Annotated in this window: 17 protein-coding genes; 5 read left to right on the plus strand and 12 right to left on the minus strand. The window is 70.9% G+C overall.

The annotated features are described in order from the left end of the window. Positions 1-73: 73 nt before the first annotated feature. Genes ACZ3ZD_RS05160 through ACZ3ZD_RS05185 form a run of 6 tightly spaced genes read right to left on the minus strand, consistent with a single transcriptional unit; the run spans position 74 to position 5,273 of the window. Positions 74-976: an amidohydrolase family protein gene (locus tag ACZ3ZD_RS05160; protein WP_467393690.1), complete on the minus strand. Its 903-nt coding sequence runs from the start codon at positions 974-976 to the stop codon at positions 74-76. Continuing rightward, entirely contained in the window at positions 973-1,284 is a 312-nt protein-coding gene (locus ACZ3ZD_RS05165) for an L-rhamnose mutarotase (protein ID WP_467393692.1), read from the minus strand. The genes ACZ3ZD_RS05160 and ACZ3ZD_RS05165 overlap by 4 nt, the downstream gene beginning before the upstream one ends. Next, positions 1,281-2,318 carry an aldo/keto reductase gene (locus ACZ3ZD_RS05170; RefSeq protein ID WP_467393694.1) on the minus strand — a complete coding sequence of 346 codons (1,038 nt, stop codon included), beginning with the start codon at positions 2,316-2,318 and terminating at the stop codon, positions 1,281-1,283. The genes ACZ3ZD_RS05165 and ACZ3ZD_RS05170 overlap by 4 nt, the downstream gene beginning before the upstream one ends. After that, positions 2,315-3,073 (minus strand): SDR family NAD(P)-dependent oxidoreductase, encoded by a 759-nt coding sequence (locus ACZ3ZD_RS05175; RefSeq protein ID WP_467393696.1) that lies wholly within the window; start codon positions 3,071-3,073, stop codon positions 2,315-2,317. The genes ACZ3ZD_RS05170 and ACZ3ZD_RS05175 overlap by 4 nt, the downstream gene beginning before the upstream one ends. Further along, positions 3,070-4,407 (minus strand): L-fuconate dehydratase, encoded by a 1,338-nt coding sequence (locus tag ACZ3ZD_RS05180; RefSeq protein WP_467393698.1) that lies wholly within the window; start codon positions 4,405-4,407, stop codon positions 3,070-3,072. The genes ACZ3ZD_RS05175 and ACZ3ZD_RS05180 overlap by 4 nt, the downstream gene beginning before the upstream one ends. A gap of 14 nt (positions 4,408-4,421) precedes the next feature. Next, a complete protein-coding gene (locus ACZ3ZD_RS05185) occupies positions 4,422-5,273 on the minus strand; it encodes a fumarylacetoacetate hydrolase family protein (RefSeq protein ID WP_467393700.1) in 852 nt (283 codons plus the stop codon). Positions 5,274-5,844: 571 nt separating this feature from the next. On the opposite strand from ACZ3ZD_RS05185, the gene ACZ3ZD_RS05190 reads away from it, so the two are divergent. The 4 genes from ACZ3ZD_RS05190 to ACZ3ZD_RS05205 all read left to right on the plus strand — a co-directional run bounded on the left by ACZ3ZD_RS05190 (position 5,845) and on the right by ACZ3ZD_RS05205 (position 10,399). Next, the gene (locus ACZ3ZD_RS05190) at positions 5,845-6,894 is read left to right on the plus strand and encodes a sugar ABC transporter substrate-binding protein (protein ID WP_467393702.1); all 1,050 of its coding nucleotides are present in this window, start codon (positions 5,845-5,847) and stop codon (positions 6,892-6,894) included. 109 nt (positions 6,895-7,003) lie between these two features. Beyond that, the gene (locus ACZ3ZD_RS05195; RefSeq protein ID WP_467393704.1) at positions 7,004-8,641 is read left to right on the plus strand and encodes a sugar ABC transporter ATP-binding protein; all 1,638 of its coding nucleotides are present in this window, start codon (positions 7,004-7,006) and stop codon (positions 8,639-8,641) included. Positions 8,642-8,643: 2 nt separating this feature from the next. Then, the gene (locus ACZ3ZD_RS05200) at positions 8,644-9,687 is read left to right on the plus strand and encodes an ABC transporter permease (RefSeq protein ID WP_467393706.1); all 1,044 of its coding nucleotides are present in this window, start codon (positions 8,644-8,646) and stop codon (positions 9,685-9,687) included. Between the two features lie 10 nt (positions 9,688-9,697). Next, a complete protein-coding gene (locus ACZ3ZD_RS05205) occupies positions 9,698-10,399 on the plus strand; it encodes a FadR/GntR family transcriptional regulator (RefSeq protein WP_467393708.1) in 702 nt (233 codons plus the stop codon). A gap of 31 nt (positions 10,400-10,430) precedes the next feature. Here ACZ3ZD_RS05205 and ACZ3ZD_RS05210 read toward each other — a convergent pair whose 3' ends face one another. The 5 genes from ACZ3ZD_RS05210 to ACZ3ZD_RS05230 form a co-directional block, all read right to left on the minus strand. After that, entirely contained in the window at positions 10,431-12,056 is a 1,626-nt protein-coding gene (locus ACZ3ZD_RS05210) for an RICIN domain-containing protein (RefSeq protein WP_467393710.1), read from the minus strand. Between the two features lie 51 nt (positions 12,057-12,107). Continuing rightward, the gene (locus ACZ3ZD_RS05215; RefSeq protein WP_467393712.1) at positions 12,108-13,577 is read right to left on the minus strand and encodes a ricin-type beta-trefoil lectin domain protein; all 1,470 of its coding nucleotides are present in this window, start codon (positions 13,575-13,577) and stop codon (positions 12,108-12,110) included. A gap of 307 nt (positions 13,578-13,884) precedes the next feature. Next, positions 13,885-14,340 (minus strand): hypothetical protein, encoded by a 456-nt coding sequence (locus ACZ3ZD_RS05220; RefSeq protein WP_467393714.1) that lies wholly within the window; start codon positions 14,338-14,340, stop codon positions 13,885-13,887. 111 nt (positions 14,341-14,451) lie between these two features. Next, positions 14,452-20,859: an RHS repeat-associated core domain-containing protein gene (locus ACZ3ZD_RS05225; protein WP_467393716.1), complete on the minus strand. Its 6,408-nt coding sequence runs from the start codon at positions 20,857-20,859 to the stop codon at positions 14,452-14,454. A 137-nt stretch (positions 20,860-20,996) separates the two neighbouring features. After that, the gene (locus ACZ3ZD_RS05230) at positions 20,997-24,542 is read right to left on the minus strand and encodes a LamG-like jellyroll fold domain-containing protein (protein WP_467393718.1); all 3,546 of its coding nucleotides are present in this window, start codon (positions 24,540-24,542) and stop codon (positions 20,997-20,999) included. Here ACZ3ZD_RS05230 and ACZ3ZD_RS05235 point away from each other — a divergent pair. Continuing rightward, positions 24,493-24,954 carry a pentapeptide repeat-containing protein gene (locus tag ACZ3ZD_RS05235; RefSeq protein WP_467393720.1) on the plus strand — a complete coding sequence of 154 codons (462 nt, stop codon included), beginning with the start codon at positions 24,493-24,495 and terminating at the stop codon, positions 24,952-24,954. The genes ACZ3ZD_RS05230 and ACZ3ZD_RS05235 overlap by 50 nt on opposite strands. 688 nt (positions 24,955-25,642) lie before the next feature. Here ACZ3ZD_RS05235 and ACZ3ZD_RS05240 read toward each other — a convergent pair. Continuing rightward, positions 25,643-26,428: an SDR family NAD(P)-dependent oxidoreductase gene (locus ACZ3ZD_RS05240; protein ID WP_467393722.1), complete on the minus strand. Its 786-nt coding sequence runs from the start codon at positions 26,426-26,428 to the stop codon at positions 25,643-25,645. Between the last annotated feature and the right edge of the window lie 113 nt (positions 26,429-26,541).

The raw sequence follows: 26,541 nt of genomic DNA on the forward strand, positions 1-26,541 counted from the left end.
GCGGTGCCACGTCCAAGGGGCGGTGGCCGGGGTCAGTGCGGGGTACCGATCCGGCCGTCACGGGCCGGGGCGTTCACGACGAGTGCCTCGACGGGGCCGCCCGTGCGGTGACGGGCAGGCCGTACGTGCGCACGGCCGTGCCGGTGAAGAGGTCGTGGCACTCGGCCGCGTCGAGCCCGGCCGTCAACGCGCGTGCCACGGACACGACTTCGGCGTAGCCGGCGGCGAGCCGGCAGACGGGCCAGTCCGAGCCGAACATCAGCCGCCCGGGGCCGAAGGCGTCGAGCACGGTGTCGGCGTACGGTGCGAGGGCCGCGACGGTCCAGAAGTCCCAGTCGGCTTCGGTGACCATGCCGGAGAGCTTGCACACGGTGTTGGGGAGGGCGGCCAGGCGCCGGACCAGCCCCGCCCAGGGGGCGAGCTCACCGGACGCGATGGGCGGCTTGCCGAGGTGGTCGAGGACGAAGGTGAGGCCGGGCAGGCGCTGTGCGGCCTCGACGGCGGCGGCGAGTTGGCGGGGCTTCACCACGAGGTCGTAGACGAGTCCCGCCTCGGCGACCGCGCTCAGGCCGCGCAGGACCTCGGGGCGCACGATCCAGCGGGGGTCCGGCTCGCCCTGTACCTGGTGGCGGATGCCCACCAGGTGCTCCCCTCCGGGGCCCGCGCGCAGCCCGGCGAGGGTCTCCGCGACGTCGGGGGCGGTCAGGTCGGTCCAGCCGACGACGCCGGCGACCAGGTCGCTGCGCGCGGCCAGGGCCAGGAACTCCGGCGTCTCCTCCGGCACGGTGATCGTCTGCACCAGCACGGTGGCGGTGACACCGGCCGCGCGGGCCTCGGGTTCCAGGTCGGCGAGGGTGAAGTCACGCCGCAGCGGCGCGAGTTCGTGTCCGCTGATCCAGTCCTGGTCGCGGACGGACAGCTCCCACACGTGGTGGTGGGCGTCCACGATGCCGGGGCCGGCCTCGGCCGCGGTCACAGTTCCCACACCACCGGCAGCGACGCGTCCCCGCCCTGCGCGGAGTAGTCGTGGACGACGTCGAGCAGGTCGGCCATCCGGGCCTGCCAGGCGATGTTGACGGGCAGCCTGCCGAGTTCGGCGATCATCGCCTGGTAGTCCTCGACCTCCAGCAGGTGGAACAGGTCGGTGCCGCTGCGCCAGATCGTCCACCGCGTCACCCCGGCGGCGCGGATGGCGGCGGTGAGTTCCTCGGGCACCTCACGGTGCGCGGCCTCGTACTCCTCGACGCGGTCGGCGCGAACCCGGGTGTGCAGGGCGACTCTCATGACGGTTCCTTCGACGGCGGGGCCGCTCCGGCCGGTGCGGCGGGGGTGGGGGTGGGGGTGGGCGTGTCCGCGGCCAGCAGGCCTTCGGCGCGCAGCTCGGCCCACAGGGCGTCCGGGATCGGGCGCCGCAGCTGGGCCACCGTGTCGCGTACCTCCTCGGGGGACCGCGCGCCGGTCAGGACGCTCGCGACCGCGGGATGGCCGAACGGGAAGCGCAGCGCGGCGGCGCGCAGCGGGACACCGTGGCGTTCGCAGACCGCCCGCAGCCGCAGCGCCCGGTCGAGGACCGGCCGCGGGGCGGGCGCGTAGTCGTAGGTGGCGTCGGGGCTCGGGGCCGTCAGCAGGCCGGAGTTGAACACCCCTCCGATGACCACGCTCCGGCCGCGGGTGGCCGCCTCGGGGAGCAGTTCGGTGAGCCCGTCCTGCTCCAGGAGGGTGTAGCGGCCGGCCAGCAGGACCACGTCGATGTCGGTCTCGCGCAGGAACCGGGCGGGCAGCGCGGACTGGTTCATCCCTACGCCGATCGCCCCGACCACGCCTTCGGCGCGCAGCCGCTCCAGCGCCGGGTAGGCCTCGCGCAGCGCCTGCTCGGCATGGTCGTCCGGGTCGTGCAGCAGGGCCACGTCGACGCGGTCGAGGCCGAGGCGGTCCAGGCTGGCCTCCAGGGAGCGCAGCACGCCGTCGGCGCTGAAGTCCCAGACGCGGCGGTGGGTGGCCGGGACGGCGAAGCCGTGGGCGAGGTCGTCCCCGGCCCCGCCGTCCGGGTCCGGGGCGAGGAGCCGGCCCACCTTGGTGGAGAGGGTGTAGGACTCGCGCGGGCGGTCGCGCAGCGCGGCGCCGAGCCGCCGTTCGGACAGGCCGAGACCGTAGTGGGGCGCGGTGTCGAAGGTGCGGACGCCCGCCTCCCAGGCGGCCTCCACCGTGGCGTGGGCGGCCTCGTCGGTGACCGGGTGGAAGAGGTTGCCGAGGGCGGCGCAGCCCAGCGCCAGCCGGGAGACCGGTACGGCGCTCCCGCCCGGGTTCACGGTCCTCACGACCGGTCCACCGGACGCAGCCGCAGGCCCTGCATGCCTCCGTCCACCGCGAGGGCGGTGCCGGTGACGGACGCCGCGGCCGGGCTCGCCAGGTAGACGATGGCCGCGGCGACCTCGTCCGCGGTGACCAGGCGTCCCTGCGGTTGCCGCGCGTTGAGGGCGGCGCGTTCGGCCTCGGGGTCGTCCGCCGCGTCCAGCAGCCGGGAGACCCACGGGGTGTCGGCCGTACCGGGGGTGACGCAGTTGACGCGGATGCCCTCGCGGACGTGGTCGGCGGCCATGGCGAGGGTCAGGGAGTACACGGCGCCCTTGCTGGCGCTGTACAGGGCGCGCTGCGGCAGGCCCGCGGTGGCCGCGATGGAGCAGGTGTTGACGACCGCGGCGTGGGCCGAGCGCCGCAGGTGGGGCAGGGCGGCCCTGGTGGTGCGCACCATGCCGAGGACGTTGACGTCCAGCACGCGGTGCCACTGCTCGTCGGGGTTGTCCTCGACGGTGCCGACGGCGCCGATGCCCGCGTTGTTCACGACGATGTCCAGTCCGCCGAACCGCTCGGCGGCCGCTGCCACGGCGGCCCGTACCGAGGTGTCGTCCGTGACGTCGGCCCGCAGGCCGAGCAGCGGCTCGGTCGCGGCGCCCGGATCGAGGTCGAGGACGGCCACCTTCGTGCCCTGGGCGGCCAGTGCGCGGGCCGTGGCCAGCCCGATGCCGGACGCGCCCCCGGTGACGACGGCCCTGAGTCCCGACAGCCCGGTCATGCCACGTCCTCCTCTGCGGTGCGGTCGGCCACCCAGAACTTGCCGTCCGGGTAGCGGTACTCGGCGATGGACTCCTCCCGCATGGTGGCGGAGAAGCCGGGTGCGAGCGGCGCGGCGTAGTGGCCGTCGCGGATCACCACGGGCGTGACGAAGTGCTGGTGGAGGTGGTCGACGTACTCGATGACGCGGTTCTCGGTGGTGCCGGACAGCGCCAGGTAGTCGAACATCGACAGGTGCTGCACCAGCTCGCACAGGCCCACGCCGCCGGCGTGCGGGCACACCGGCACCCCGAACTTGGCGGCAAGCAGCAGGATCGCGAGGTTCTCGTTGACGCCGCCGACCCGGGCCGCGTCGATCTGGAGGACGTCGATGGCGCCGGCCTGGAGGAGCTGCTTGAAGACGACGCGGTTCTGCACGTGTTCGCCGGTGGCGACCCGCACGGGGGCGACGCCCCGGCGGACGGCGGCGTGGCCGAGCACGTCGTCGGGGCTGGTGGGTTCCTCGATCCAGTACGGGTCGAACTCGGCGAGCGCGTTGGTCCACTCGACGGCCTCGTCCACGTTCCAGCGCTGGTTGGCGTCGATGGCGATGCGGATGTCCTCGCCGACGGCGATGCGGGCGGTGCGCAGACGGCGGACGTCGTCGGCGAGGTCGGCGCCGACCTTGAGCTTGATCTGGGTGAAGCCGTCGGCGACGGCCTGCTCGGCCAGCCGGGTCAGCTTCTCGTCGGAGTAGCCGAGCCAGCCCGGCGAGGTGGTGTACCCGGGGTAGCCGCGCTCCAGCAGGACGGCCTCGCGCTCCGCGAGTCCCGCGCGGCCCTCGCGCAGCAGCCGGAGGGCGTCCTCGGGGGTGAGGACGTCGGCGATGTAGCGGAAGTCGACCTGGGAGACCAGCCATTCGGGGTCGGCGTGGGCGAGCAGCCGCCACAGGGGTTGTCCGGCCCGCTTGGCGGCGAGGTCCCAGACCGCGTTGACGACGGCACCGATGGCCATGTGCATCACGCCCTTCTCGGGTCCCAGCCAGCGCAGTTGGCTGTCCCCGATCAGGTCGCGGTGGACCGAGCCCGGGTCGGCGCACAGCTCCTCCAGGGAGCGGCCGACGAGGTGCGGCCGCAGTGCGTCGATCGCGGCGACCTGGACGTCGTTCCCGCGTCCGATGGTGAAGGTGAAGCCGTGGCCCTCGTGTCCGTCGCCGGCGTCGGTGCCCAGCACGACGTAGGCGGCGGAGTAGTCGGGGTCCGGGTTCATCGCGTCGGAGCCGTCCAGTTCCCGCGAGGTGGGGAAGCGGATGTCGCAGGTGTCGACGGTGGTGATCCGGGGCGGTGTAGCAGTCAAGGTCGTACTGCCTTTCACGCTTGGGCGAAGGTCTGGCGCTGGCTGCCGAGACCGTCGACGGAGAGCTCGACGGTGTCGCCGCAGCGCAGGTAGGGGGTGCCGGGCAGACCCAGGGCGACGCCCGCGGGCGTACCGGTGTTGATCAGGTCGCCCGGTTCCAGGACCATGTACCGGCTCAGGTAGGACACGAGGTGGTCGACCGGGAAGACCATGTCGCCGGTGTGGCCGTCCTGCCGCTTCACGCCGTTGACGCTCAGGTGCAGGCCGAGGTCCTGCGGGTCGCCGACCTCGTCGGCGGTGACCAGCCAGGGGCCGAGCGGGTTGAAGGTCTCGCAGGACTTGCCCAGGTCCCACTGCGCGGAGTACTCCAGCTGGAACTCGCGTTCGGAGACGTCGTGGCTGATGGCGTACCCGGCGATCACGTCCCGCGCGGCGCGGGGTCCGTCGAGGTAGCGGGCCCGCTGTCCGATGACGACCGCGAGTTCGACCTCCCAGTCGGTCTTCACCGATCCCCGTGGGATCAGGACGTCGTCGTAGGGGCCGACGACCGTGCCCGGGTCCTTCAGGAACACCACCGGGCGCGTGGGGATCGCCGCGCCCGTCTCGGCCGCGTGGTCGCGGTAGTTCAGCCCGACGCAGACGATCTTCCCGGGGCGTGTGACGGGTGGGCCCAACCGCAGCCCGTCCGGGTCGAGTTCGGGCAGCTCGCCGGCCGTGACGGCCGCGCGGGCCCGGTCGACTCCCCCGGAGGCGAGGAAGACGCCGTCGATGTCCGGGGTCACGGAGGACAGGTCCAGCAGTCGGCCGTCGTCGGTGCGGACCGCCGGCCGCTCCTCACCGGGGGCGCCGACTCGTAGCAGTTTCACTGGGGCTCCCTTGCCGTACGGGTTTCGTCTGGGAGGTGGCCGCCGGGAGGGCCGGGCCGCCTGGGACGCGCCCGATGCGCACGAGTGAGGCCTCCGAACGGTCCGGCCAGTCATCGGATGAATGGCGGCATGGCGACCTTAGAGGCAGAGGTCGCGCCTGGCAATGGATTCCTCGGACGTATTTGCCCGCCCGGCCCTTCGCCCGATCCAGGGACGGCTTGAGGACGACTCCAGCACCGCTCCGAGGTCAGGCGCTGACCGGGAAATCCCCCGCCCCACACTCTTGTCAACGGCGGCAACACCGTCGTAACGTCCTCGTCGTCCGAGATACATCGGAGGAATGATTGCACCCTCCCGTGGGCCGTTCGGGACCCGTCCGTGCGGTCGCTCCGCCTCGCATCCTCGGTCTCCGGCTGCCCGCACACCCACCTCCCAGGGCACGGTCCGCGCGTCCCGCGCGCCGGACCGGCGACTGCCCGCCCGGCGACCTCGCCCCTCCCCCGCAGGCGGGTACGCCCTCCCCACCGTCGCCCTGCGGCCCCGCGCCCCTGGCTAAGGAGAGAACCCGGCCATGAACCTCGCTCGCACCCGCTCCACCGCCGCGGCCGCCACCGCCGTCCTCGCCGTCCTGGCCCTCGCCACCGCCTGCAACCGCCAGAGCACCACCTCGGTCGCCTCCGGCGGCGACAAGCCCGCCATCGGCATCGACCTGCCGCGCTCCGACTCCGACTTCTGGAACTCCTACGCCCAGTACCTGGACAAGGACATCAAGTCGGACGGCATCAACGCCCTGCCGGTGAGCAACTCGCAGAACGACGTCGGCAAGCTGGTCGCCAACGTCCAGGTGTTCCAGAACACCGGCGCCAAGGCCGTGGTCATGGCCCCCCAGGACACCGGCGCCATCGCCTCCACGCTCGACACGCTCGCGTCGAAGAAGATCCCCGTGGTCAGCGTCGACACCCGGCCCGAGAAGGGCGACGTCTACATGGTCGTCCGCGCCGACAACCGGGCGTACGGCACCAAGGCCTGCGAGTTCCTCGGCAAGCAGCTCGGCGGCAAGGGCAAGGTCGCCGAGTTCCAGGGCTCGCTGGACTCCATCAACGGACGCGACCGCTCGGAGGCGTTCGCGCGGTGCATGAAGCAGAAGTACCCGAACATCAGGGTCTTCGAGCTGCCCACCGACTGGAAGGGCGACGTGGCCTCCGCCAAGCTGCAGTCGCTGCTCGCCCAGCACCCCGACCTGAACGGCCTCTACATGCAGGCCGGCGGCGTGTTCCTGCAGCCGACCCTGGCGCTGCTCCAGCAGAAGGGCCTGCTCAAGCCCGTCGGCCAGAAGGGGCACATCTCGATCGTCTCCAACGACGGCATCCCGCAGGAGTTCGACGCGATCCGCAAGGGCCAGATCGACGCCACCGTCTCCCAGCCCGCCGACCTCTACGCCAAGTACGCGCTGTACTACGCCAAGGCCGCGACCGAGGGCCGGACCTTCAAGCCGGGCGCGACCGACCACGACTCCACCATCATCAAGCTGCCCAACGGCCTGGAGGACCAGCTCCCCGCACCCCTGGTGACCAAGGCCAACGTGGACGACAAGACCCTGTGGGGCAACAACGTCGGCTGACGAGCCGCAGGTCCGGCCCGCCGCACCGGGGGCCGCACCGCCCCTGCGACGCGGGCACCCGCCCGCGGCCCCCGTCTCCAGTCTCCGTACCCGAAGGACGGTAACCACCATGGCGGACACCGCGACCGCCCCGGCGACCGGTCCCGGCAGCGCGGCCCCCGTGGCCGAGGCGACCGGCATCAGCAAGCGATTCGGCGCGACCGTCGCCCTGCGCGACGCCCGTATCACCGTCGCCTCCGGCGAGTCGCACGCCCTGGTCGGGCGCAACGGCGCCGGCAAGTCGACGCTGGTGTCCATCCTCACCGGCCTCCAGCAGCCCGACACCGGAACCCTGCGCTTCTCCGGCGAACCGGCGCCCGCCGTCGGCGACATCGACGCCTGGCGCTCCAAGGTCGCCTGCGTCTACCAGCGCTCCACCATCATCGGCGAACTGACCGTCGCCGAGAACCTCTTCCTGAACCGGCAGAGCGCCGGGACGGTACGACCCATCCGCTGGCGGCAACTGCGCCGCCGGGCGGAGGAGTTGCTCGGCGAGTACGGCGTGGCCGTCGACCCCGCCGTCCGGGCCCGGGAACTCACCGTCGAGCAGCGGCAGTTCGTGGAGATCGCCCGGGCCCTGTCGTTCGGCGCGCGGTTCATCATCCTCGACGAGCCGACCGCGAAACTCGACGCCCGCGGCATCACCCGGCTCTTCGGCAAGCTCCGCGACCTCCAACGCCAGGGCGTGGCCTTCCTGTTCATCTCGCACCACCTGCAAGAGGTGTACGACCTGTGCACCACGGTCACCGTCTACCGCGACGCGGGCCACATCCTCACCGCGCCCGTCGCCGAACTCGGCCACCGCGCGCTGGTGGAGGCCATGACCGGCGAGTCGGCCGCCACGGCCGACGCCACCACCGGCGCTCCTCCGCCGTCGCGGGCCGGGGCCACGGAACTGCTCGCGGTCGACGGCCTGACCCTGCCCGGCGTCTGCCAGGACGTCTCCCTCTCGGTGCGCTCCGGAGAGGTCGTCGGGCTCGCGGGCGCCACCGCCAGCGGCAACGTGCAGGTGGGCGAGGCGATCGCCGGTCTGCACCGGGCCGGGGCCGGCCGGATCACGGTCGGCGGCAGGAACGTACGCACCGGCAGTGTGCCGTCGGCGCTCACCGCCGGCGTCGGCCTGGTGCCCGAGGACCGCCACCTCCAGGGACTGGTGAACAACCGCAGCGTGGCGGAGAACGCCACGCTCACCGTCACCGACCAGCTCGGTCCGTTCGGCACGGTGCTGCCGGCCCGCACCAGGGCGTTCGCCGGGCGCATGATCCGGGACCTCGACATCAAGACCCCGGGACCGGCCACCCCGGTCTCCGCCCTCTCCGGCGGCAACCAGCAGAAGGTCGTCGTCGCCCGGGCCCTGGCCACCGACCCGCACGTCCTGGTGGCCATCCGCCCCACCAACGGGGTGGACGTCAAGTCCAAGGAGTTCCTGCTGGGCCGCATCCGGCAGGTCGCGGAAGGCGGCAGGGCCGCGCTGATCGTCTCCGACGAACTGGACGACCTGAAGGCCTGCGACCGGGTCGTCGTCATGTTCCACGGGCGCGTGGTCGCCGAGTTCGCCGGCGGCTGGAAGGACGAGGCCGTCGTCGCCGCCATCGAGGGCGTCAGCGGCGACACGGCTCCCGCCGGCGCGTCCCCCGCCACCGCGCCCCCCGCATCCGCCGTACCCGCCGTACCCGCCCCGACCGGCGCAGACGAGCACGGAAGGTAGTCATGTCCGCCACCTCAGATCTCACCGAGCCCGCAGTGAGCAAGGCCGAGCCGGCCGCCGCGGACGCCACGCGCCGCCGGGTCGACCTCGGACGCCTGCGTGAACTGTCCCTGGTTCCGGCGATCCTGGTCCTCGGCCTGATCGGGTTCATCGTCTCCCCGGCCTTCCTGACCGCCGACAACCTCATCGGCGTGGCCCAGCAGTCCACCGAACTGAGCCTGCTGGTGCTCGCCACCACGTTCATCCTGGTCTGCGGGCGGATGGACCTGTCGCTGGAGTCCACCATCGGCGTGGCTCCCGTCATCGCCGTATGGATCGTCCTGCCCAGCAGCGGCGGCCGGTTCAACGGGCTCGGTCTCCTGCCCGAGTGGACGGCGATCCCCCTCTGCCTGCTGGTCGGCGCGGTCATCGGTGCCGTCAACGGCTTCCTCATCCTCAAGCTGCGCCTCAACGGCTTCATCGTCACCCTCGGCGCCCTGACCATGCTCCGCGGCCTCCAGGTCGCGCTCTCGCAGGGGCAGTCCATCGTGGAACTGCCGTCCTCCTTCACCTACCTGGGCAAGGCGTCCTGGCTGGGCATGCCCGCCGCCATCTGGGTGTGCGCCGTGCTCTTCGCCCTCGGCGGCAGCGCTCTGGCCTGGCTCAGGCACGGCCGGGCGCTGTACGCGATCGGCGGCAACGCGGAGGCCGCCCGTACGGCGGGCATCCGCGTCGACCGCATCGTGTGGACCGTCCTCGTCCTCGGCAGCGTCCTCGCCGCGTTCGCCGGCATCCTCTACAGCGGCCACTACGGCTCGATCTCCGCCACCCAGGGCAGCGGCTGGATCTTCCAGGTCTTCGCCGCGACCGTCATCGGCGGCGTCAGCCTCAACGGCGGCAAGGGCTCCGTCTTCGGCGCCCTCACCGGCGTCCTCACCCTCCAGCTCGTCGTGAACGTCATGACCCTGGCGGGCGTTCCCCCGTTGTGGAACCAGTTCCTCAACGGGGCCATCATCATCGTCGCCCTGGTCATCTCCCGCTTCGCGTCCGGCGAGAAGCAGGAATAGAGGCACCCCCGTGGCCCTGACGGACGAGGCGATCGACAAGATCAAGGCGATGATCGTCGCCGGCGAACTCGCCCCCGGCTCCCGGCTCCCGAGGGAGGAGGTCCTCGCCGGACAGCTCGGGCTGTCCCGCAACTCCCTGCGCGAGGCGGTCCGGGCGCTGACCGCCATGCACATCCTGATCACCCGGCAGGGCGACGGCACGTACGTCTCCAGCCTGGAGCCCCACCTCCTGCTGGAGAGCCTCTCCTTCGCCGCCGACGTCTCCCAGGGCCACACGGCCCTGCAACTGCTCCAGGTGCGACGGCTGCTGGAACCGCAGGCGACCGGGCTGGCCGCCGCCCTGCTCACGCCGGAGGACCTGCGGGAGCTGCGCGACATCCTCAAGCGGTCCCGTACCGTCGCCACCGTGGAGGAGTTCGTCGCCCACGACATCGCCTTCCACCTCCGGATCGTCGAAGCGGTCGGCAACCCCGTGCTGTCGATGCTGCTCCAGGTTCTCTCCACCCGCACCCAGCGTGTCCGCATCGTCCGCGGCAGCCAGACCGGCGACGCCCTGAGCAGCGCACACGAGGACCACGAGCAGATCCTCCACGCGCTCCAGTCCCGCGACGCCCTGCTGGCCACCGCCGCGGCGACCGTCCACATCACGGCGGTGGAGCAGTGGCTGGCCGCCAGCCTCTGCGACGATCCGGTGGCCGCGGTCGACGGCTGACGGCTGACCGGGCGGGCAGGGGGAAGGGTGCCTACCGCAGCGCGGACAGGTCGACGGCGTTCGCCATGACCTGCATTCCGGCGTCGTTGGGGTGCAGGTGGTCACCGCTGTCGTAGGCCGGGAGCAGCCGGGCGGGGTTGTCCGGGTCCCGCACGACCGCGTCGAAGTCGACGACCGCGTCGAACGCCCCGCTGGTGCGGATCCAGTTGTTCACCGCGGCGCGGATGCCGGCCCTGGTGCCGTCCTGCGTGGAGTTGGGCAGCATGGTGCCGCCGATGATCCGCACGCCGGCCGCGTGGGCCTGCGCGATGATGTTCCGGTAGCCGCCGATCAGCTGGTCGGCGGTGACGGAGGAACCGTTGTTGATGTCGTTGATCCCCTCCATGAAGATCACGTCCCGTACGCCCGGCTGGCCGAGGGCGTCGTGCGCGAACCGGTCCACGGCGGCCGGCCCCTGCGGGTCCCAGCCGGTCGGGCGGAGCACCATGTTGCCCCCGATGCCCGCGTCCGCGACGGCGAGCCGTTGGCCGCCGCTCTCCGACCGCAGCCGCGCGGCCAGGTAGTCCGGCCAGCGCCGGTTGGCGTCGGTCGTGGTGGTCGACCCGTCGGTTATGGAGTCGCCGAAGGCCACCACGGTCCCGGTGGTCACGGCGGCCGGTACGACGTCCACGCCCGAGACGTAGTACCAACTCCACATCGAGGTGCCGAAGTTGCCGGCCCCGTCCTCTCCGGCGTGGTTGCCGGAGCCCGCCGCCGAGCGGTACGACGTCTGGAAGGCGTCACGGTGGAAGGTGGAGGCGCCGGTCGTGCCCGGCAGGTACAGACTCACCAGGAGGTCCTGCCCCGCCGTCACCGACATCGGGATGACATCGCTGGTGAGTTCCGCTCCGGCGGCGACGGTCGGGCTGCCGGATCCGCCGAAGGTCACGGTGTGGTGGGTGCCGGGTACCGCGGCCGCGCCGCCGGCCCGCACGGCCACGTCGACGGCGCCGACGGACAGCGCGGTGGTGCCGCGCAGGTTGGACACGCGAATCCGCACACCGGCACCGGCGACGCTGGTGTGGACGACCATCCGCAGGGTCTGCTCGGAGAAGGTGTCGCCGCCGGCGGTCATCCCGGGGCCGAAGGCCGCGACCCGGGGGCGCTCGGTGAGACCCCACTGCTGGTTGGGGCTGCTGCCGCACGGCCACTGGATGAGGGAGGTGCCGTCCGCCGTGGAGGCGCCGGGGACGTCGAGGCACATCCCGCTGTGCACGGAGACCATCGCCGAACCGCTGAAGGTCCAGCGCTGGTTGTCGCCGCCGGTGCACGGCCACTGGATGACGTGCGCCTCCGCGGCGGTGGAGGCGCCCTTCACGTCCATGCACTTGCCGCTGTTGACGTTCACCAGCGAGAAGGACCCGTCCGCGCGGGCGACGGCCTGCCACAGCTGGCTCGGGCCGCCGGAGGCGGTCTGCTGCACCACCTCGGCCGCGTCGGCCTGGGAGCCCGACGCGACCTGCGCGTTCTTGCCGCTGTGCGCCGCGGTCAGCGCGTACACATGACCGTCCCGCGGTCCGGTGGCGGCGGCCGCCGGGGTGATCGGGACGAGCGACATCCCGAGGCCGGCGAGGGCCGCGGCTCCGGTGGCGGCCGCCCTGTTCACTCGTCTCCGCATGAACCCTTCTTCCACGTTGCCGACTCCCCGAGTTCTCGGACTGCTTGCGGGTTACTTACGGGTCCACTTCTGGTTGCCGCCGCCGTTGCAGGTCCACAGCTGGACGAGGGCGCTGTTGGCGGTGGAGGCGTTCTTGACGTCCAGGCACAGCCCGGACTGGACGCTGGTGACGGTGCCGTCGCTGTTGAGGTTCCACTGCTGGTTGGCGCCACCGGTGCAGTCCCAGATGACGACCTTCGTCCCCGGGGTGCTCCCCCAGCCGTCGGCGTCCAGGCACTTGTTGCCGTAGACGCGCAGCTCCTTGGCGGAGGTGAGGTTCCACTGCTGGTTGGTGCCGCCGGTGCAGTCCCAGATCTGGGTCTGCACACCGTTGGTGGTGCTCACGCCGGGCACGTCCAGGCAGCGGTTGGAGGCGGCGCCGCGCAGGACGGCGCCGGCGCCGCTTCCGCCGCCCGGGTTGCTGCCGGTGCCCCAGCCCCACTGGAGGCGGTCGAGGCCGGACTGGCTGGTGAGGGTCAGGGACAGGTTGGTGCCGCTGCCCTTCAGGGAGGTGATGGCGCAGGAGGCGTTGTCGCAGGGCCCGGGGCCCTGGGTCTGGTCGGTCTCCTTGACGCCGGTCCACAGGACGGTGCCGATCCCGAGGCTGCGCGCGGTGTCGGTGACGGCGTAGAGGAAGGAGATGTTGTTGGTGCCGTCCTTGGGGCCGTTGTAGTCGACGCCGGTGGTCATCGGGGCGCCGAACTCGGTCACCACGGCACGGTCGGCGTAGCCGCACAGGTTGCCGGTGAACTCCTTGACCCAGTCGGCCTCGGTGTCGTGGGAGACCCCGAACATGCTGTACGCGTGGAGGGAGAGCAGGGTGCCGGACAGCCGTGAGTCGGAGCCCACGGAGCACAGGCTCGCGTCGCCCCACAGGCCGGGGACGATCACGTGGTCGCGGGGCAGCCCGGGGTAGTGCGCCAGCCAGTCGGCCTCGAAGTCGGTGAGGTCGGTGGCGCTGTACGCCCACGGCTCGTTCATGATGTCGAAGTAGAAGTTGCTCTTCGAGCCGTACTTGCCGATCATCGTGTCCCACATCCGGTAGAAGGACGCGGTGTCACCGACCTTCCCGTTCTGCAGCCAGGGCGCGACGATGACCTTCATGCCCAGCGCGGTGGCCGCGTCCAGCGTCGCGGTGTAGCTGCCCCACCAGCTTCCCGAGGTGGTCGCCGCGTTGAACCCCATGCGGACGGTGTTGGCGCCCAGGCCCTGGAAGCCCTTGAGGATGGCCGTGGACTTCGTGTACACGGTGGCGTAGTCGTCCGACTCCGACAGGCCGACGGGGATGTTCGGGCCGGTGATGAAGTTGTCGCGGGGGTCCGCCCAGTTCACTCCGCGGAACTGGCCGGTGCCCGAGGCGGCCTTGGGCGTCGGGGTCGCGGCCTGGGCGGTGCCGCCGGTCAGCAGTCCCAGCAGCGCCAGGGCGGCGACCGCCATGCCGGCGACCAGACGCCGAAGCGGTTTCCTTTTCGTGCCGTTCACGAGTTCTCCTTGCCGTGTTGACTTATGTGCCGCCGGAACGCTCCGGAAGAGGGCAGCGAACAAGCAAGCAGTGACTGGATAGATAGGACGAATCCTCGAAGAACCGAGGGAGAGCTTGCACTCATCACCCAGGGCAGTCAAGGGTTCGCGCACGATCACCGCCCCACACATAGGATGTCTACCGAGACACTTGACTGTTCGCCGTCAACACAGTTCCCTATGGAGAATGTTTGTTTGTGCGCCTTCTTGATGGAATGAGAAAGCGCCCCCGCCGGGTCGGCGGGGGCGCGGGAGGGACGCGGTCCGGCTAGCGCCGGTTGATCCCGGGCAGGCGGACGTCGAAGTCGTCGAGCATCAGCAGCGTGCGGGCCCGGGTCCGTTCCTTCATGTAGGGCCAGGCGGCCTCCACCAGGCCGCTGTCGATCAGGAGCTGATCCAGCACCTCGAAGTAGACGGCGCCGCCGACGTGCTGCGAGGGGTGGTCCACGATGCGCTCCACGAAGTCCCAGCAGCGGGTGAGCAGACCGGTGTCCGGGCTGTCGCTGCGCAGCTGCGGCATCAGCACCGGTGTGGTGAAGCATCCGGCGAGCAGCTCGTACAGCATCACGGCCGCGTCCTCGGTCAGGACAGCGGCTTCCGCGGGCTGGTGGAACATCTCGGCGATGGAGTCGGCGCACTCCGGGACCATGCTCAGCAGCAGCGCGGGGATCTCCTCGAACGGGATCTCCTGGGCCGGATTCTCCCCGGCGGGGGCGTCGCTCATGTCTTCCTCTGTGAGATGTGCGGTGGTCGTGCTCACGGGCGCGGGGCCCGTCGTGCGCGGTGCACGACGGGCCCCGTCCTCATTGTCCGGCACAGCTCGCCGGCCTCACGGTCAGGCGCAGTTCTCGGGAGGGCAGATGCCTCCGCTCGTCTTCGGCGGCTCCAGGGCCTCGTGGAACCCGAACGGGTCCACGATGTCCTTGGTCATCTCCCAGGCGCCCTGCTTCCAGCCGTACTGGTGGACGTAGGACGGAGCCTGGGCGGCCATCGCGATGCCGCCGACGATCCCGAGGGTCCTGGAGAAGCCGCGCAGCCGGGTGGGCTGGCCGACCGGCTGGGGGCCCTTGTACTGGGTGGGCTTGAACTCCGTGCCCGTGAGGTCCTTCACGGCGGGTGTCTTCGCCACGGCCTCGAAGTTCGTCTTGATGGACTTCTCCATGCCGGCGTCGCCCTTCATCACCTTCTTGATGTTGCCGGTGACGTCACGCGAGTTGAGCGCGTCCCACAGTTCCGCCGCCTCGGCCTTGGCGATCTTCAGGTCGCTGTCGGACAGGAGGTTCTTGGGAGCCTTGCCCTCCTCCCTGGCCTTGCGGTCCTTGTCCAGCACGTTGGAGAGGGCCTTCATCGTCGACCAGCCCTTCTGGATGTGCAGTTGCTTCTTGCCCGGAAGCTGCTTGCCCGTGTTGAACTCGTGGATGATGGCCGTCGACAGCTTGCCGTTGCCGAAGACCGCACCGTGCTCCTTCTTGGGGTAGATCTGCGCGAGCGCCCCGCGCAGGTCGTTGTTGTGCACCGCGGGAGCCTTCGCGCGGCGCTGCATGAAGCCCGGGTTCTTGTTCGGAACCTTGTTGAGGAAGTACTCGATCGTCTTCTGCAACAGCTTGAACATTTCCAGGAAGCCGAAGAACTTCCCGTCCGGGTCGGCGTACACCAGCGGGTTGTTGTTGCCGTAGGTGTAGCCGTTCATCTGCTGCGGGTCGGCCAGGTCCATCACCGGGTCGACGGAGAGGAACCGGCCGGTCTGGGCGTCGTACTCACGGGCGCCCAGGTGGGTGAGGCCGGTGTCCTTGGTCTCGTCGATGCCGCCGACGAAGCCCTTGGTTCCGGGCCACGCGGCCGGTGCCGTGCCGCGGGACTCGCCGAAGGGCGTGACCCGGCGCTGGGTGAGGGCCAGGTCGGTGGCGGCGACGGCCAGCAGGCCGGTGCCGTGGTGGTCGGCGAGGGTGAAGGAGAAGCTGCCGTCATCGGCACGGACGGCCTGGTGGCCGCTGCCGAGGTCGATGTAGCGCGTCGCCTTCGCCTTGGTCGCCCCCTTGTCGAGGCTGACGTCGGTGTGCCCGAGGTGCAGCGTGGTCCGGTCGCCCGTGCGGTCGATGAGCCGGTTGCCGTTGGCGTCGTACAGGTACTCGGTGACCTTGGCCGGCTTGCCGTCGACGGGCTGGGTGACCTTGGCCAGGAGCCCCTCGGCGTCCCAGTCCAGGTGCTGCCTGCCGCGGTCGGTGGTGTTGCCGGTCTCGTCGTAGACGTAGTCGGTCCGGCTGGTCCCCGCGGGCCCCTGCGTGGTGAGCGCGGACAGCTGATGGGCCTTCGGCTTGCCCGCCGGGGGGTACTCGTAGGTGTGCTTGACGTCCTTGGCGGCGTCGCCTCCGGTGTCGTGCAGGGTGTCGGTCAGCCGGTTGCCGGCCTTGTCGTAGGAGTACGACTGCCAGTACGGAGCCGGACCGCCGAGCTTGTCCGCGGACGGGGAGTCCGCGCAGGTCTGGTCGCCCTGGGCCCACGCCTCCGTCAGGCGGCGCAGGTAGTCGTACGCGAAGCACTGGTTGTCGGTGCCGGTGCGGGAGACGTCCCGCAGGGAGAGGACGTTGCCGGCCTCGTCGTAGCGGAAGGTGACGTTCTGGTCGACTCCCGCCTGTCCCTCGCGGTCGACGCGTGTGGTCGCCAACCGCTGGGTGCCGAACTCGTAGGTGTTGGTGACCTGCGTCTTCTTCCCACCGCCGGTCAGACCGAAGCTGTACACCAGCGGCTTGCCGGTCTGGCTGTAGGTGGCGGTCGAGGTCATGCCCTGGCCGTAGACGGAGATCGGCCGAAGGGTCCGGTCCTCGTAGGTGTAGTTGATCGATCCGCCCGGCAGCGAGCCGGCGGCGGAGTAGCTGAGCGAGGCGACCAGGCCGGAGGGCTTGTAGGCGGTGCCGGACTGGTAGGTGCCGGCCAGCGCGCCCTCGGAGGCCGGGATCACGGTCGCCGTCTTCGTGGGCCGGTACAGCCTGTCGTAGGCGGTCACCGCGGTGGTGTAGGCCTGGCCGTCCACGTAGCGGGTCGACTCGGCGAGCTGGCCCTTGGCTCCGGAGACGGTGTCGTACGTCCACTTGACCCGCAGCTTGCCGGTGGCGGAGCCCTCGCGCAGCTCCGTCTTGCGGCCCAGTCCGTCGTACGTGTTGAACAGGGTGGTGCCGCGCTGGTCGGTGCTGGAGATCACCTGACCGTGGTCGTCGTAGCGGGTGTCGGTGCGGCCCCGGTCGGGGTCGCTGAAGGACGTCTGGTGGCCGAGCTGGTCGTAGGTGTAGCTCCAGCTGTTGCCGGCCGGGTCGGTGACCTTCAGCAGGTCGCCCGAGGGAGTGTGGTCGTAGGTGGTCGTGTCGTAGGCCGACTCGGGGTCGCGGGTGTGGTGCTGGCGCAGTTCGGTGATGTTGCCCCGCGCATCGACCAGGGAGGTGACGGTGGTGTCGCCCACCGGCGGGATCAGGGTGGTGCGGTCACCGCCGTAGATCGTCTTCTTGGTGGACAGGACGGTGCCGCCGTCACCGTTGCCGGCGATCTGCCGCTCCTCGACCTGGCGGCCCAGACCGTCGTAGAAGGTGCGGGTCTGGCTCTCCACGCCCAGCGCGTCGTCCGGCTTGAACAGGTCGGCGACCGGGCTGCCGGTGGCGAAGTACGGGGCGAAGGTCTTGCTCGTCAGACCGCGCTCGTCGTAGAAGATGTCGGAGATGATCCGGCCGCCGTCGGGGCCGGGTGCCTGGGACTGGCGCTCGCGCAGGAACCCGTCGTACAGCTTGTACGACGTGATCTGGCCGCCGTCGTTGTCGAGCAGCTTGGTGGCCACGGTGACGGGCTTGCCCTCGGTGACCGAGTAGGCGTACTCGTACGTCGGCACACCGCTCGTGGCGCGGTCGGCGAGCCACACCTTGGTGGAGCGGCCGAGCGCGTCGTAGGCGTAGTTGGTGACGTTGTTGTTGGTGTCGGTCTGCCTGAGCAGCAGTCCGCGCAGCGGGTCGAGGTCCTTGACGGTGGTCTGGGCGCTCGTGGGGTTGCCCGCGTCGGCCGGCGGTGTGGTGGTCCTGGTCTGCGTGGGCAGGCCGGTGGCCGGGACGTAGGCCGTGGTGGTGGTACGGCCGTCGGTGCGCGGCGTGCGCACGGGATCGGCGCCGCCGGTCACGGTCACGTCGGCCGTCAGGTCGGTGACGGTGAGTTCGCGTCCGTAGTCGTCGTAGGTGGCACCGGCCTCCAGGTAGGTGGCCTTGGTGCCGTTGTCGCTCTTGAGCGGAGCGGTGCCCGTCGCGTCGCCCTTGGTCGGCGCCGCGCCGTAGGCGCCGCCGTCGTAGGCGGTGCGGACGTCGTCGATGACGTCCTTGGTCCGGTCGACCGTGGCGTCACATGCCTTGGCGACGGTCTCCACCCGTGCGGGCAGCAGGAGGATGTTCTTGTCGGTGTTGGTGGCGTAGGTCGTGCGGGTGCACTGGTCGTCGTCCGCCGTGGAGACGTCCCCGAGGTCCTCCTCCCGGGTGGGCCGTCCGGCGACGGTGTCGTAGCTGGTGGAGGTAGCGACGGTGCGCCACTTCGCACCGGCGCCGTCATCCAGGGAGGTGAAGTCCCTGGACTCGGCGGTACCGGTGAAGTCGGCGGTGAGGGTGCCCCAGTCGCGGACCTTCCTGGCCGTCTCGTGGTGCCAGGGCCGGTTCACGGTCTTCTGGAGGATCTTGCCGCCGGGCCGGTCGAAGGTCACCGTGCGGTACTCGAAGCCCGCGGTCGCCCCGTCGTCGGTGATCGCGTCGCCCTCACCGGCACCGAGCGCGACGGTGACCGACTTCGTGCCGCCCGACGGTGTCTTGCGGTCGCCGTCCATGCCGCGCAGGAAGTAGTGCTCCTCCTGCGACTTCATGGCGGCCGCACCGCCCTGGCCGCCGCTCTGGACCCGCACGCGGCCGTAGCCGCGCCACTGGGACCACGTCCTGTACTTCTCCTTGGTCAGACCGTCCTCGTCGAAGTGCCAGGCGGCGCCGTCGAGGTAGTCGTAGGCGGTGACCTGGTCCGGGGCGCCGCCGGTACGGTCGGTGGACGTCACGGACGTGACCACGTACTTGTTGAACCACTCGCGGTCCGGGGCGTCGCTGCTGTCACCGCCGATGTACTGCGGGAAGCAGCGGGTGGTGTTGGTCTCGGGGGTCGGCAGCGCGTCGGCGTCACACGCCGGTGCGGAGTAGTTGACGTCGATCTGGCCGCCGGACTCGTCGGCGACGGTGGACAGCCGCGCCTTGATGAACGGGGCGTAGCCGTCGCCGGTCCGGTCCAGCCGGTTGGCCAGCTGGGTGTAGGCGAAGGTGGTCTTCGGCAGGGTGATCGACGGGGTGGCGGTGTGACCGGAGTGCTGCACGCTGTCCAGGAGCAGCTGGTAGTCGGTGTCCGCCATACCCCAGCGGTGGCTGAGCTGCCAGGAGTCGACCTTGCCGTAGGAGCCGTCGGACTTCAGGAGCTGCGTGGTGACCGCGGTCAGCCGCTTGCGGGTCCAGAACGACGGGGTCATCCGGCCGTTGTCGCACTTGGTGCCGGGCTTGCAGTTCAGGTCCCACGGCGTGTCGTACCAGTAGAACGACTTGCTGTCGATGGTGTCGGCCGCGCAGGTGACACCGTCCTGGGGCAGGCAGCGCTCGGCGCTGTCGAAGACCACCTGGGCCGGCGGCTTGTCGGCGAACATGCGGGAGGAGCGCAGGCCGTAGTCGATGCGCTGGAGGTAGCCGCCGCGGATGTACGGGGTGTCGGCGTCGGCCTTCAGGTTGCGGCCGTAGGAGTTGGTCTCCTTGGCGTAGTGGTACCCCATGGCGTTGCCGTGGGTGTCCACCACGTAGTCGAGGTTCCACCGCCACGCCTGCTGGCACCAGGATCCGGCGAAGTCCGAGGCGTGGCACGGCTCGCCCGTGTTGTTGCCGAACACCGGCACGGTCCACGTCGAGTCGGTGGTCTCCTTGCCGTCCGTCCAGCCGGGCAGCCGGTGGTAGCCGAAGTAGTAGCGGGTGCCGTCGGGGGTGGTGAGCCGCCAGTACTCGCCGTCGTTGTCACCGTTGCCGCGCTCGGTGCTGGTCAGGTGGGCGATCCGGGTGCCGTCGTCCTGCTGGAGCCTGAACTCGTCGTTGCCGACGGGGACCAGTTCGCCGCCCTTGCCGTTGAAGGTCAGGTAGGCGTTGTCGTACGACCAGCACAGGTCGCCCGGCTTGTTGCCGTCGGCGTTCTTCTCGCCGTCCTCGGCGCACGGCTTGTAGCGGCGCTCGATGAAGCCGGGTGAGAGCTCGAAGCCGTCGCCCACCCAGGAGCCCTGGTTGTTGGTGGTGCCGGTGCGGCCGTCGATCGAGCCCGAGGAGTAGTCCAGGCCCACCTCCGGTGCGAGGTCGCCGGGGACGTCCGGCACCGGCATGTCGTAGGACCACGTGAAGTCACCGGTGTTGAGTTCGGTGCTCCAGGTCGCCGACGACGACAGGGAGGTGGCCTTGAAGTCGCCCTTCTCACCACCGGTCTCCGCCGCGGCGGCGAGGACGGTCGCCGCGCCGGAGCGCAGGCTCACCGTGTTCGCCGTCAGGGTGTGGCGGTCGGTGTCGTTGCGCGTGGCGAGCGGGGAACTCTTGCGGCAGGCGTCCTTGGCGGGGGTGGTCAGGGCGCAGGCGGGCAGTTCGACGAGGTGCAGCCGGGACGCGTAGCCGCCGCCGTATGCCTGGGCGAAACCCGCGTAGTCGACGGTGACGGCGACCTTGCCCGGGCCGGCCGGGGCCGTCGCCTTCGCGGAGCCGGCCACGGCGGCCTTCTTCGGCAGGTCCTTGGCTTCGAGCGTGAACAGCAGTCCGTCGACGCCGGCGCGTTCGGCCTGGCCGCGGCTGTGCAGGCGGGCCTCGACCGTGCCTCGGGCAGCGTCCTTCGGTGTCTTCGGCGGCGCTATGCGCAGCGGGAGGTCACCGGCCCGGCCAGAGCCGTGCCCGGGTATCTCCACGGTGGCGGTACCGGGCTCCGGCCAGGAGCGCCGGGGCGGTTCGGCCGGTGTCCGCGGGCCCTTGGTGAGCTTGCGGGGCCGGGGCTTGAGACCGTCGGTGCCGGCCACGGGCTTGTCGGCCCTGGGCACACCCGGCAGTGGATGGCCGGTGGCGGCCGCGGCGGGTGAGGCGGCGGCCTGGATCAGTCCGCCGACCATGAGTGCGGACATGGCCAGGGAGACCGGCCGGTACAGCGCTCTGGAGGAAAGGCGTGGTGGGGTGCGTCTCATGCGTGATGCCGTCCATGGCTGAGTGGCGTGCCGGTGCGCGCGTGCCGGTGCACCGGTGACGCCGTGCGATAAGGGCGGTGGGAGGAGGGCGGCGGCGGGTGGGGCACGCGTGGCGCGTGCCCCACCCTGCGGCGGCGTCAGCTGCCGGCCGGGACCTCTGTGGGTACGTCGAACCAGGAGCCGGCGAGCTCCTGTACCTGGCTGTCGTTGAGCGCGCCCTGGAAGAACCAGACGTCGTCGATCAGGCCGGGGAAGTACTCGGCTCCCGTGCTGCCGGTCTTCGTCCTTCCGACCTGGAGCGACTTGCCGGCCTTGGTGGTCAGGACGTTCTCGCCCCAGGCGATCAGGTCCTGGCAGGAGGCGTCGTCCGCCTGGCCGTCACCGTCGGCGTCGTCGCACGGCACCTCCTGGAGGATGCCGTTGACGTACAGGCGGGCCTGTTTGGAGAAGCCGTCGTAGACCAGCGCCACGTGGTTCCAGTCGGTCACGCTGCTGAACTCCGTGCTGGCCAGGCGCACGGTCGAGGCGTCGGTGCCGTCCTTGTTCGGCAGGGCGATCTCCCAGCTTCCCAGCCCGTCGGGGTGTGCCGGGTCCGGGACGAAGCGCAGGGCGAAGGGGCTCTGGCTGGCGCCTTCCGCGCTGATCACCGTGGCGTTCTGCGCGGGTGTCGTGGCCGCCTGGGCCCAGGCGGTCACGGTGAAGCTGGCGCCGGTGTCCACCGGCACGGCCGGAGCGGTGGCGTAGCCCGCCGTGCCGTCGAGTTCCAGGCCGCCGTCCATGAAACCGGTGCCGATCCGTGCGCCGCCCTGCAGGGCGAGGGCGGATGCGCGGCCGGTGTCGTCCGGTGACGCGGAGCCGGAGTCGCCGTCCAGCTTCCACCGGGCGGTGAGCAGGGGGCGCTGCTGGAACAACTGCCGCACCTCGTCGGCCGAGACCGGCCGGTCGAAGAGGCGGACGTCGTCGATCTGCCCCGGGAAGAAGGAACCGGGTGTGCCCTCGTAGTTGCCGGCGCCGATCTGCACCGGGCCGCCCGCGTACCAGTCGGCCTGCAGGTCCGTCGATCCCGCCTCGACGCCGTTGACGTAGAGGATGAGCTTGTTGGCGACGGCGTCGTGGACGCCCACCAGGTGGGTCCAGGTGTCGGCGTACGCGGTCTGGCCCTCGGCCTGGAGTGCGCGGACCGGTGTGGCGTCCGAGGCGTCGGCCGAGTACTGGTTGAACGCCCAGCGGTTGTAGCCGCTGGAGTAGTACAGCTCCATTCCCGGCTTGTGCTCACCGGCTTGTGTCGCGATGACCGCGGCGTGGTCCGGCTTGGTCTTGGGCAGTTTCGCCCAGGCCGAGACGGCGAAGCTGCGCTGGTTGTTCAGCAGCGGCCGTCCGGTGCTCGCGTAGTCGTCGGTTCCGTCCAGGGTCAGGGCCTTGCCGGCGATGCCGGGGGCGCCCGCGGTCAGGCCGCCGGCGAACCTGGCGTCCGGGACCTCGGGCACGCCGGTGAGGTGGGTGGCGTCGGCGGCTTCGTCCATCGTGAACACGGCTCGTGCGGGCCGGCCCGAGATGAGCGACTCCTTGCCGTAGAGGCGGGTCACCTCACCGCCGGCGAGCGGCTTGTCGAAGATCTGCACCTCGTCGATGGCTCCGGGGAAGAAGGAGCCGGGCTCGCCGTTGTAGGAGCCGGCGCCGATCTGCAGGCCGCGTCGCGCGTTCCACGGCGAGTCGTACTTCGTGGTGCCCGCGAGGGTGCCGTTGACGTACAGGCTCAGCTGGTCGTAGGTGGAGCTGAAGGTGCCCACCACGTGCGTCCACTGCCCGGCCTGGACTCCGCCCGCGGTGGCGGGCATGGCCCGGACGATGCCCGCGTCGGGGCTGTCGGAGGTGTACTGGTTGAACGCCCAGCGGTTGTAGCCGCTGGAGTAGTACAGCTCGAAGCCCGGGGAGTGGTTGCCGGGCTGGGCGGCGATGACCGCGGCGTGGTCCGGCAGGGTGGACAGCTTCACCCACGCCGAGACGGAGAAGCCGACGGAGGTGTCCACGGTGGGGATGTCGGTGACGGCGTAGTCGTCGACCCCGTCGAAGGACACGGCGGTACCCTTCGCCCCCTCGACGTGCGGGGTGGGGCCGCCGCGCAGCTCGGCGGTACGTTCGGGGGCCTCGCCCTCGGCCGCGGTGGATCCGGCGGCGTCGTCGAGCTGCCAGGCGGCGCGTTCGGGCTGTCCGGCCTTGACGCGGAACTGGTAGGTGCGGATCTCACCGGCGTTGCCCGCCGTGTCGAAGGCCCGGGCCGTGACGAAGTTCAGGCCCGCCTTGGCCGGCAGCATCCGGGCGACCTTCGCCGCGCCGGCGGCGGTGGTGATGGTGTTCTTGGAGGTGGGGTCACCGTTGACGCCGAACCAGTACTTCGTCACGTCGGTGTCGGCGGCCTTGAGGGTGAACGAGCCGTACGCGCCCACTCCGTCGTACCAGGGGTCGTCCGGGTTCTCCGGATCGGAGGCCGGGTACTCGCCGGAGGTGATCGAGGGGGCCTTCGGCACCTTCGTGTCGTAGGTGAAGTAGCAGGCGGTGGGGTCACCGGTGGAGGACCACGGCGAGTACTGCGCGCCGTCGTAGCTGCGCACGTACCAGCTGATCTGCTTGTTCTCCGGTATGGAGGAGGGCAGGCCGATCGCGAAGTCCGAGCCGGACTTCTTGTAGCCGGTGCGCGCCGGCTTCCAGCGTCCGATGCTGCCCTTGCCGTCTCCCGTGTCCCAGGCCGCCTGGAACTCGACGGCGATGTTGTCGCCGTCGGGGTCGGTGACGTTGTTGGCGTAGATCTTGCCGAGGGTGCGCACGCGTGCGGCGTCGGCCGGCTTCTTGCAGGTGCCGCCGTACTCCATGGTCAGCTGCGACATCTTGACCTGTGCGGGCGGGCGGTTGTACTTCACCCGCAGGTAGGCCTTGTCGGAGAAGCGCTTCCAGCCGTAGATGTCGGTCTCACTGGCGGCCTGCATACCGAACGTCATCGTCGACGAGTTGCCGTTGGCGGCCGACTGCACCGCCGACTTGACGTCGAACTCCGCGTCCTTGGCCGAGCAGCCCTCGAAGCCGTACGCGAAGGAGTCCGTCTTCAGCTTGTCGATCCAGAAGCCGCTCGCCGTCTGGGAGTTCCAGGTGGTCGACGAGGAGATGTCCTTGGTCCGCCACAGCTCCACGCTGCGTGCGCTGCAGGAGGCCGACCAGACGTTGCGCACCACGAACTCGGCTTCGAGGATGGTCTTGCCGGCGAACTTCGACACCGGGATGCGGTAGAAGAGCCGCTTGGTGTCGTACGGCTTGCAGTAGTACCAGCCGCAGTAGCCGAGGCCCGCGTTGTTCTCGCCGTTGAACTTCCACTGCGGTGAGGAGGCCCAGTACTTGGAGACCATGGTCCACGCCGAGGCGCGCGGCGAGTACCACTGAGGGTCGATGAAGACCGGGTAGACGGTGTCCTTGCCCTTCAGCACGTCCGCGTCCGGGGTCAGCACCAGTTCCTTGTCACCGGCGGGGACGTCCACGGCGACCGGAGCGAGCTTCGCCGACTCCCCCGCCGCGGGCTCGTCCTGCGCTCCGGCGGCCGGCTCGTCCGCCAGGGCGGCGGCACGCGGAGCGGTGCTCGGAGCGGTGCTCGGCGACGCGGGCTTCGCGGACGCGGACTTCGCCGTTGCAGGCATCGCGGACGCGGACTTCACCGATGCGGACTTCACCGTCGCGGACTTCGGCGACGCGGACTTCGGCGACGCGGACTTCGGCGACGCGGACTTCGGCGACGCGGACTTCGGCGTCGACGGCTGGGGGCCGGCGGACTGCGTCGCGGTGTCCTTGGCGGGCGCGGCGCCGGGGCTGGAGTCCCACATCACGGGCCGGGGTGCCTCGAACACCGCGCTCTTGGCACCCCGGTCCACCGCTTCCAGGCCACCCTGGGCGTTCTCCCGCACGTCCATGCCGTCGGCGGACAGCTTCAGCCGCAGTTCGGCCAGCTTCTCACTGGCCGCGGCCTCGGCGGACTTGACGACGAGCAGTTGGGTGAAACCGTCTTCCTGGGCACCCATCCGCAGGTCCACGTCCGGGAGCACGTTCTGGTAGGTGGCCGTCGAGCCGTCCAGGACCGGAGCGGGCAGCCTGCCCGGCCAGGACAGGCTCAGTTCGCGGCCCGCCTTCTCCATGCGTACCAGCGGGGCGTCCCCGCCGGCGGAGAACTCCAGCCCGACCGTGGTGGCGCCCGGAGCCACCGTCCCCTGCGGCGTCCTGGCCAGGTCGGTGTCGACGGGCTTCCACGTGCCGTCGACCCGGGTCCGGACGGGACGCAGGTACTCGCGGGCTTCCAGGTTCCCGTCAGGTGTGGCGTAGACGTCACCGCTCTCCGAGCGGAGCGAACCCACCTCGACGTTCTTCTTCGTCGCCTTGGCCTGTGCCAAGGCCTCGTCCGTGGTGGCCGGTGACGCCGGATCGCCGCCGGTCCCGGTGGCCGCGTCCGTCCGGAGCGAGGCCGCTCCGGGGCCGCCGGCCGCCGAGGCCGCCGGCGCGGCCCCCACGGCCGTCACCAGCGTCAGCGCCAAGGCCATCACTCGGCTGTGTCTTCGCGTCAGCACGCGCCCCCGCATTCAAGCCCCTTGATGAGAGATCAGTGAGAGATAGGTGAGAGATCACTGAGGGAATGGTCAACGGGCGAATGCTACGTAAGAAAAAAATGAAGATCCAGAAATCATTGCTGTACATAACGGGCAACCTCTCGCGAGCGAGAGTGAACATCGCCACGCTGCCGTCCGGCTTCTCAGAAGAAGCCGCCGTCCGCGGGCAGGGTGCGGCCGGTGATGTAGGCGGCGTCGTCGCTGGCGAGGAAGGCGTAGCCCGCGGCGATCTCCTCCGGCTCGGCCAGGCGTCCGAGCGCTCCGTGGACCGCCAGCCACTGCTCCATCGGCTGCGTGCCGCGCAGTTGGGGGTGCTGGTAGCTGGATCCGTGCTCTGCGGCCATGTCGGTGGCCGTGCCGCCAGGGGCGACGGCGTTGATGGTGATGCCGCGCCGGCCGAGTTCGGCGGAGAGGTTGAGGACCATCGATTCCACGGCGGCCTTGGACGCGGCGTACAGGGTGTGGTGGAAGACGGCGCGGGAGGCGCTGACCGAGGAGGTGAGGACGATACGGCCGCCCGCCCCCATGTGGGCGGCGGCGTGCTGGGCCGCGAAGAGCTGACCGCGGGTGTTGACGGTGAAGACGCGGTCGAAGTCGGCGGGGGTGATGTTCTCCAGCGCGTCGAAGTGCTCGACGCCGGCGCAGGAGGCCAGGACGTCGAGCTGACCGAAGGCGGCGACCGCCCGGTCGATCAGGGACCAGGTCTGGTCGGGGTCGGCCACGTCCGCGCGCAGGGCGATGGCCTTGCCGCCGTCGGCCACCAGCGACTGGACGAGGTGGTCGGCGGCCTGCTGGTTGCCGCGGTAGCCGATGGCGACGGCCGCCCCTTCCGCCGCCAGACGAGCGGCGACCGCCGCTCCGATACCCCGGCTGCCGCCCGTCACCACCGCGACCTTGCCCGTGAAGCGCCTGCTGTCCACTGCTGCCATGAGAGCTGTCCTTTTCGTATCCGGTCACCGGCCGGGGGGTCCCGGACGGCGTGACCGTGCGCCGTATGCCGACACAGACGACGCTACCACTTAAACGCAGGAAATCCTTCACT

The organism is Streptomyces sp. NPDC023481 (assembly GCF_055560195.1).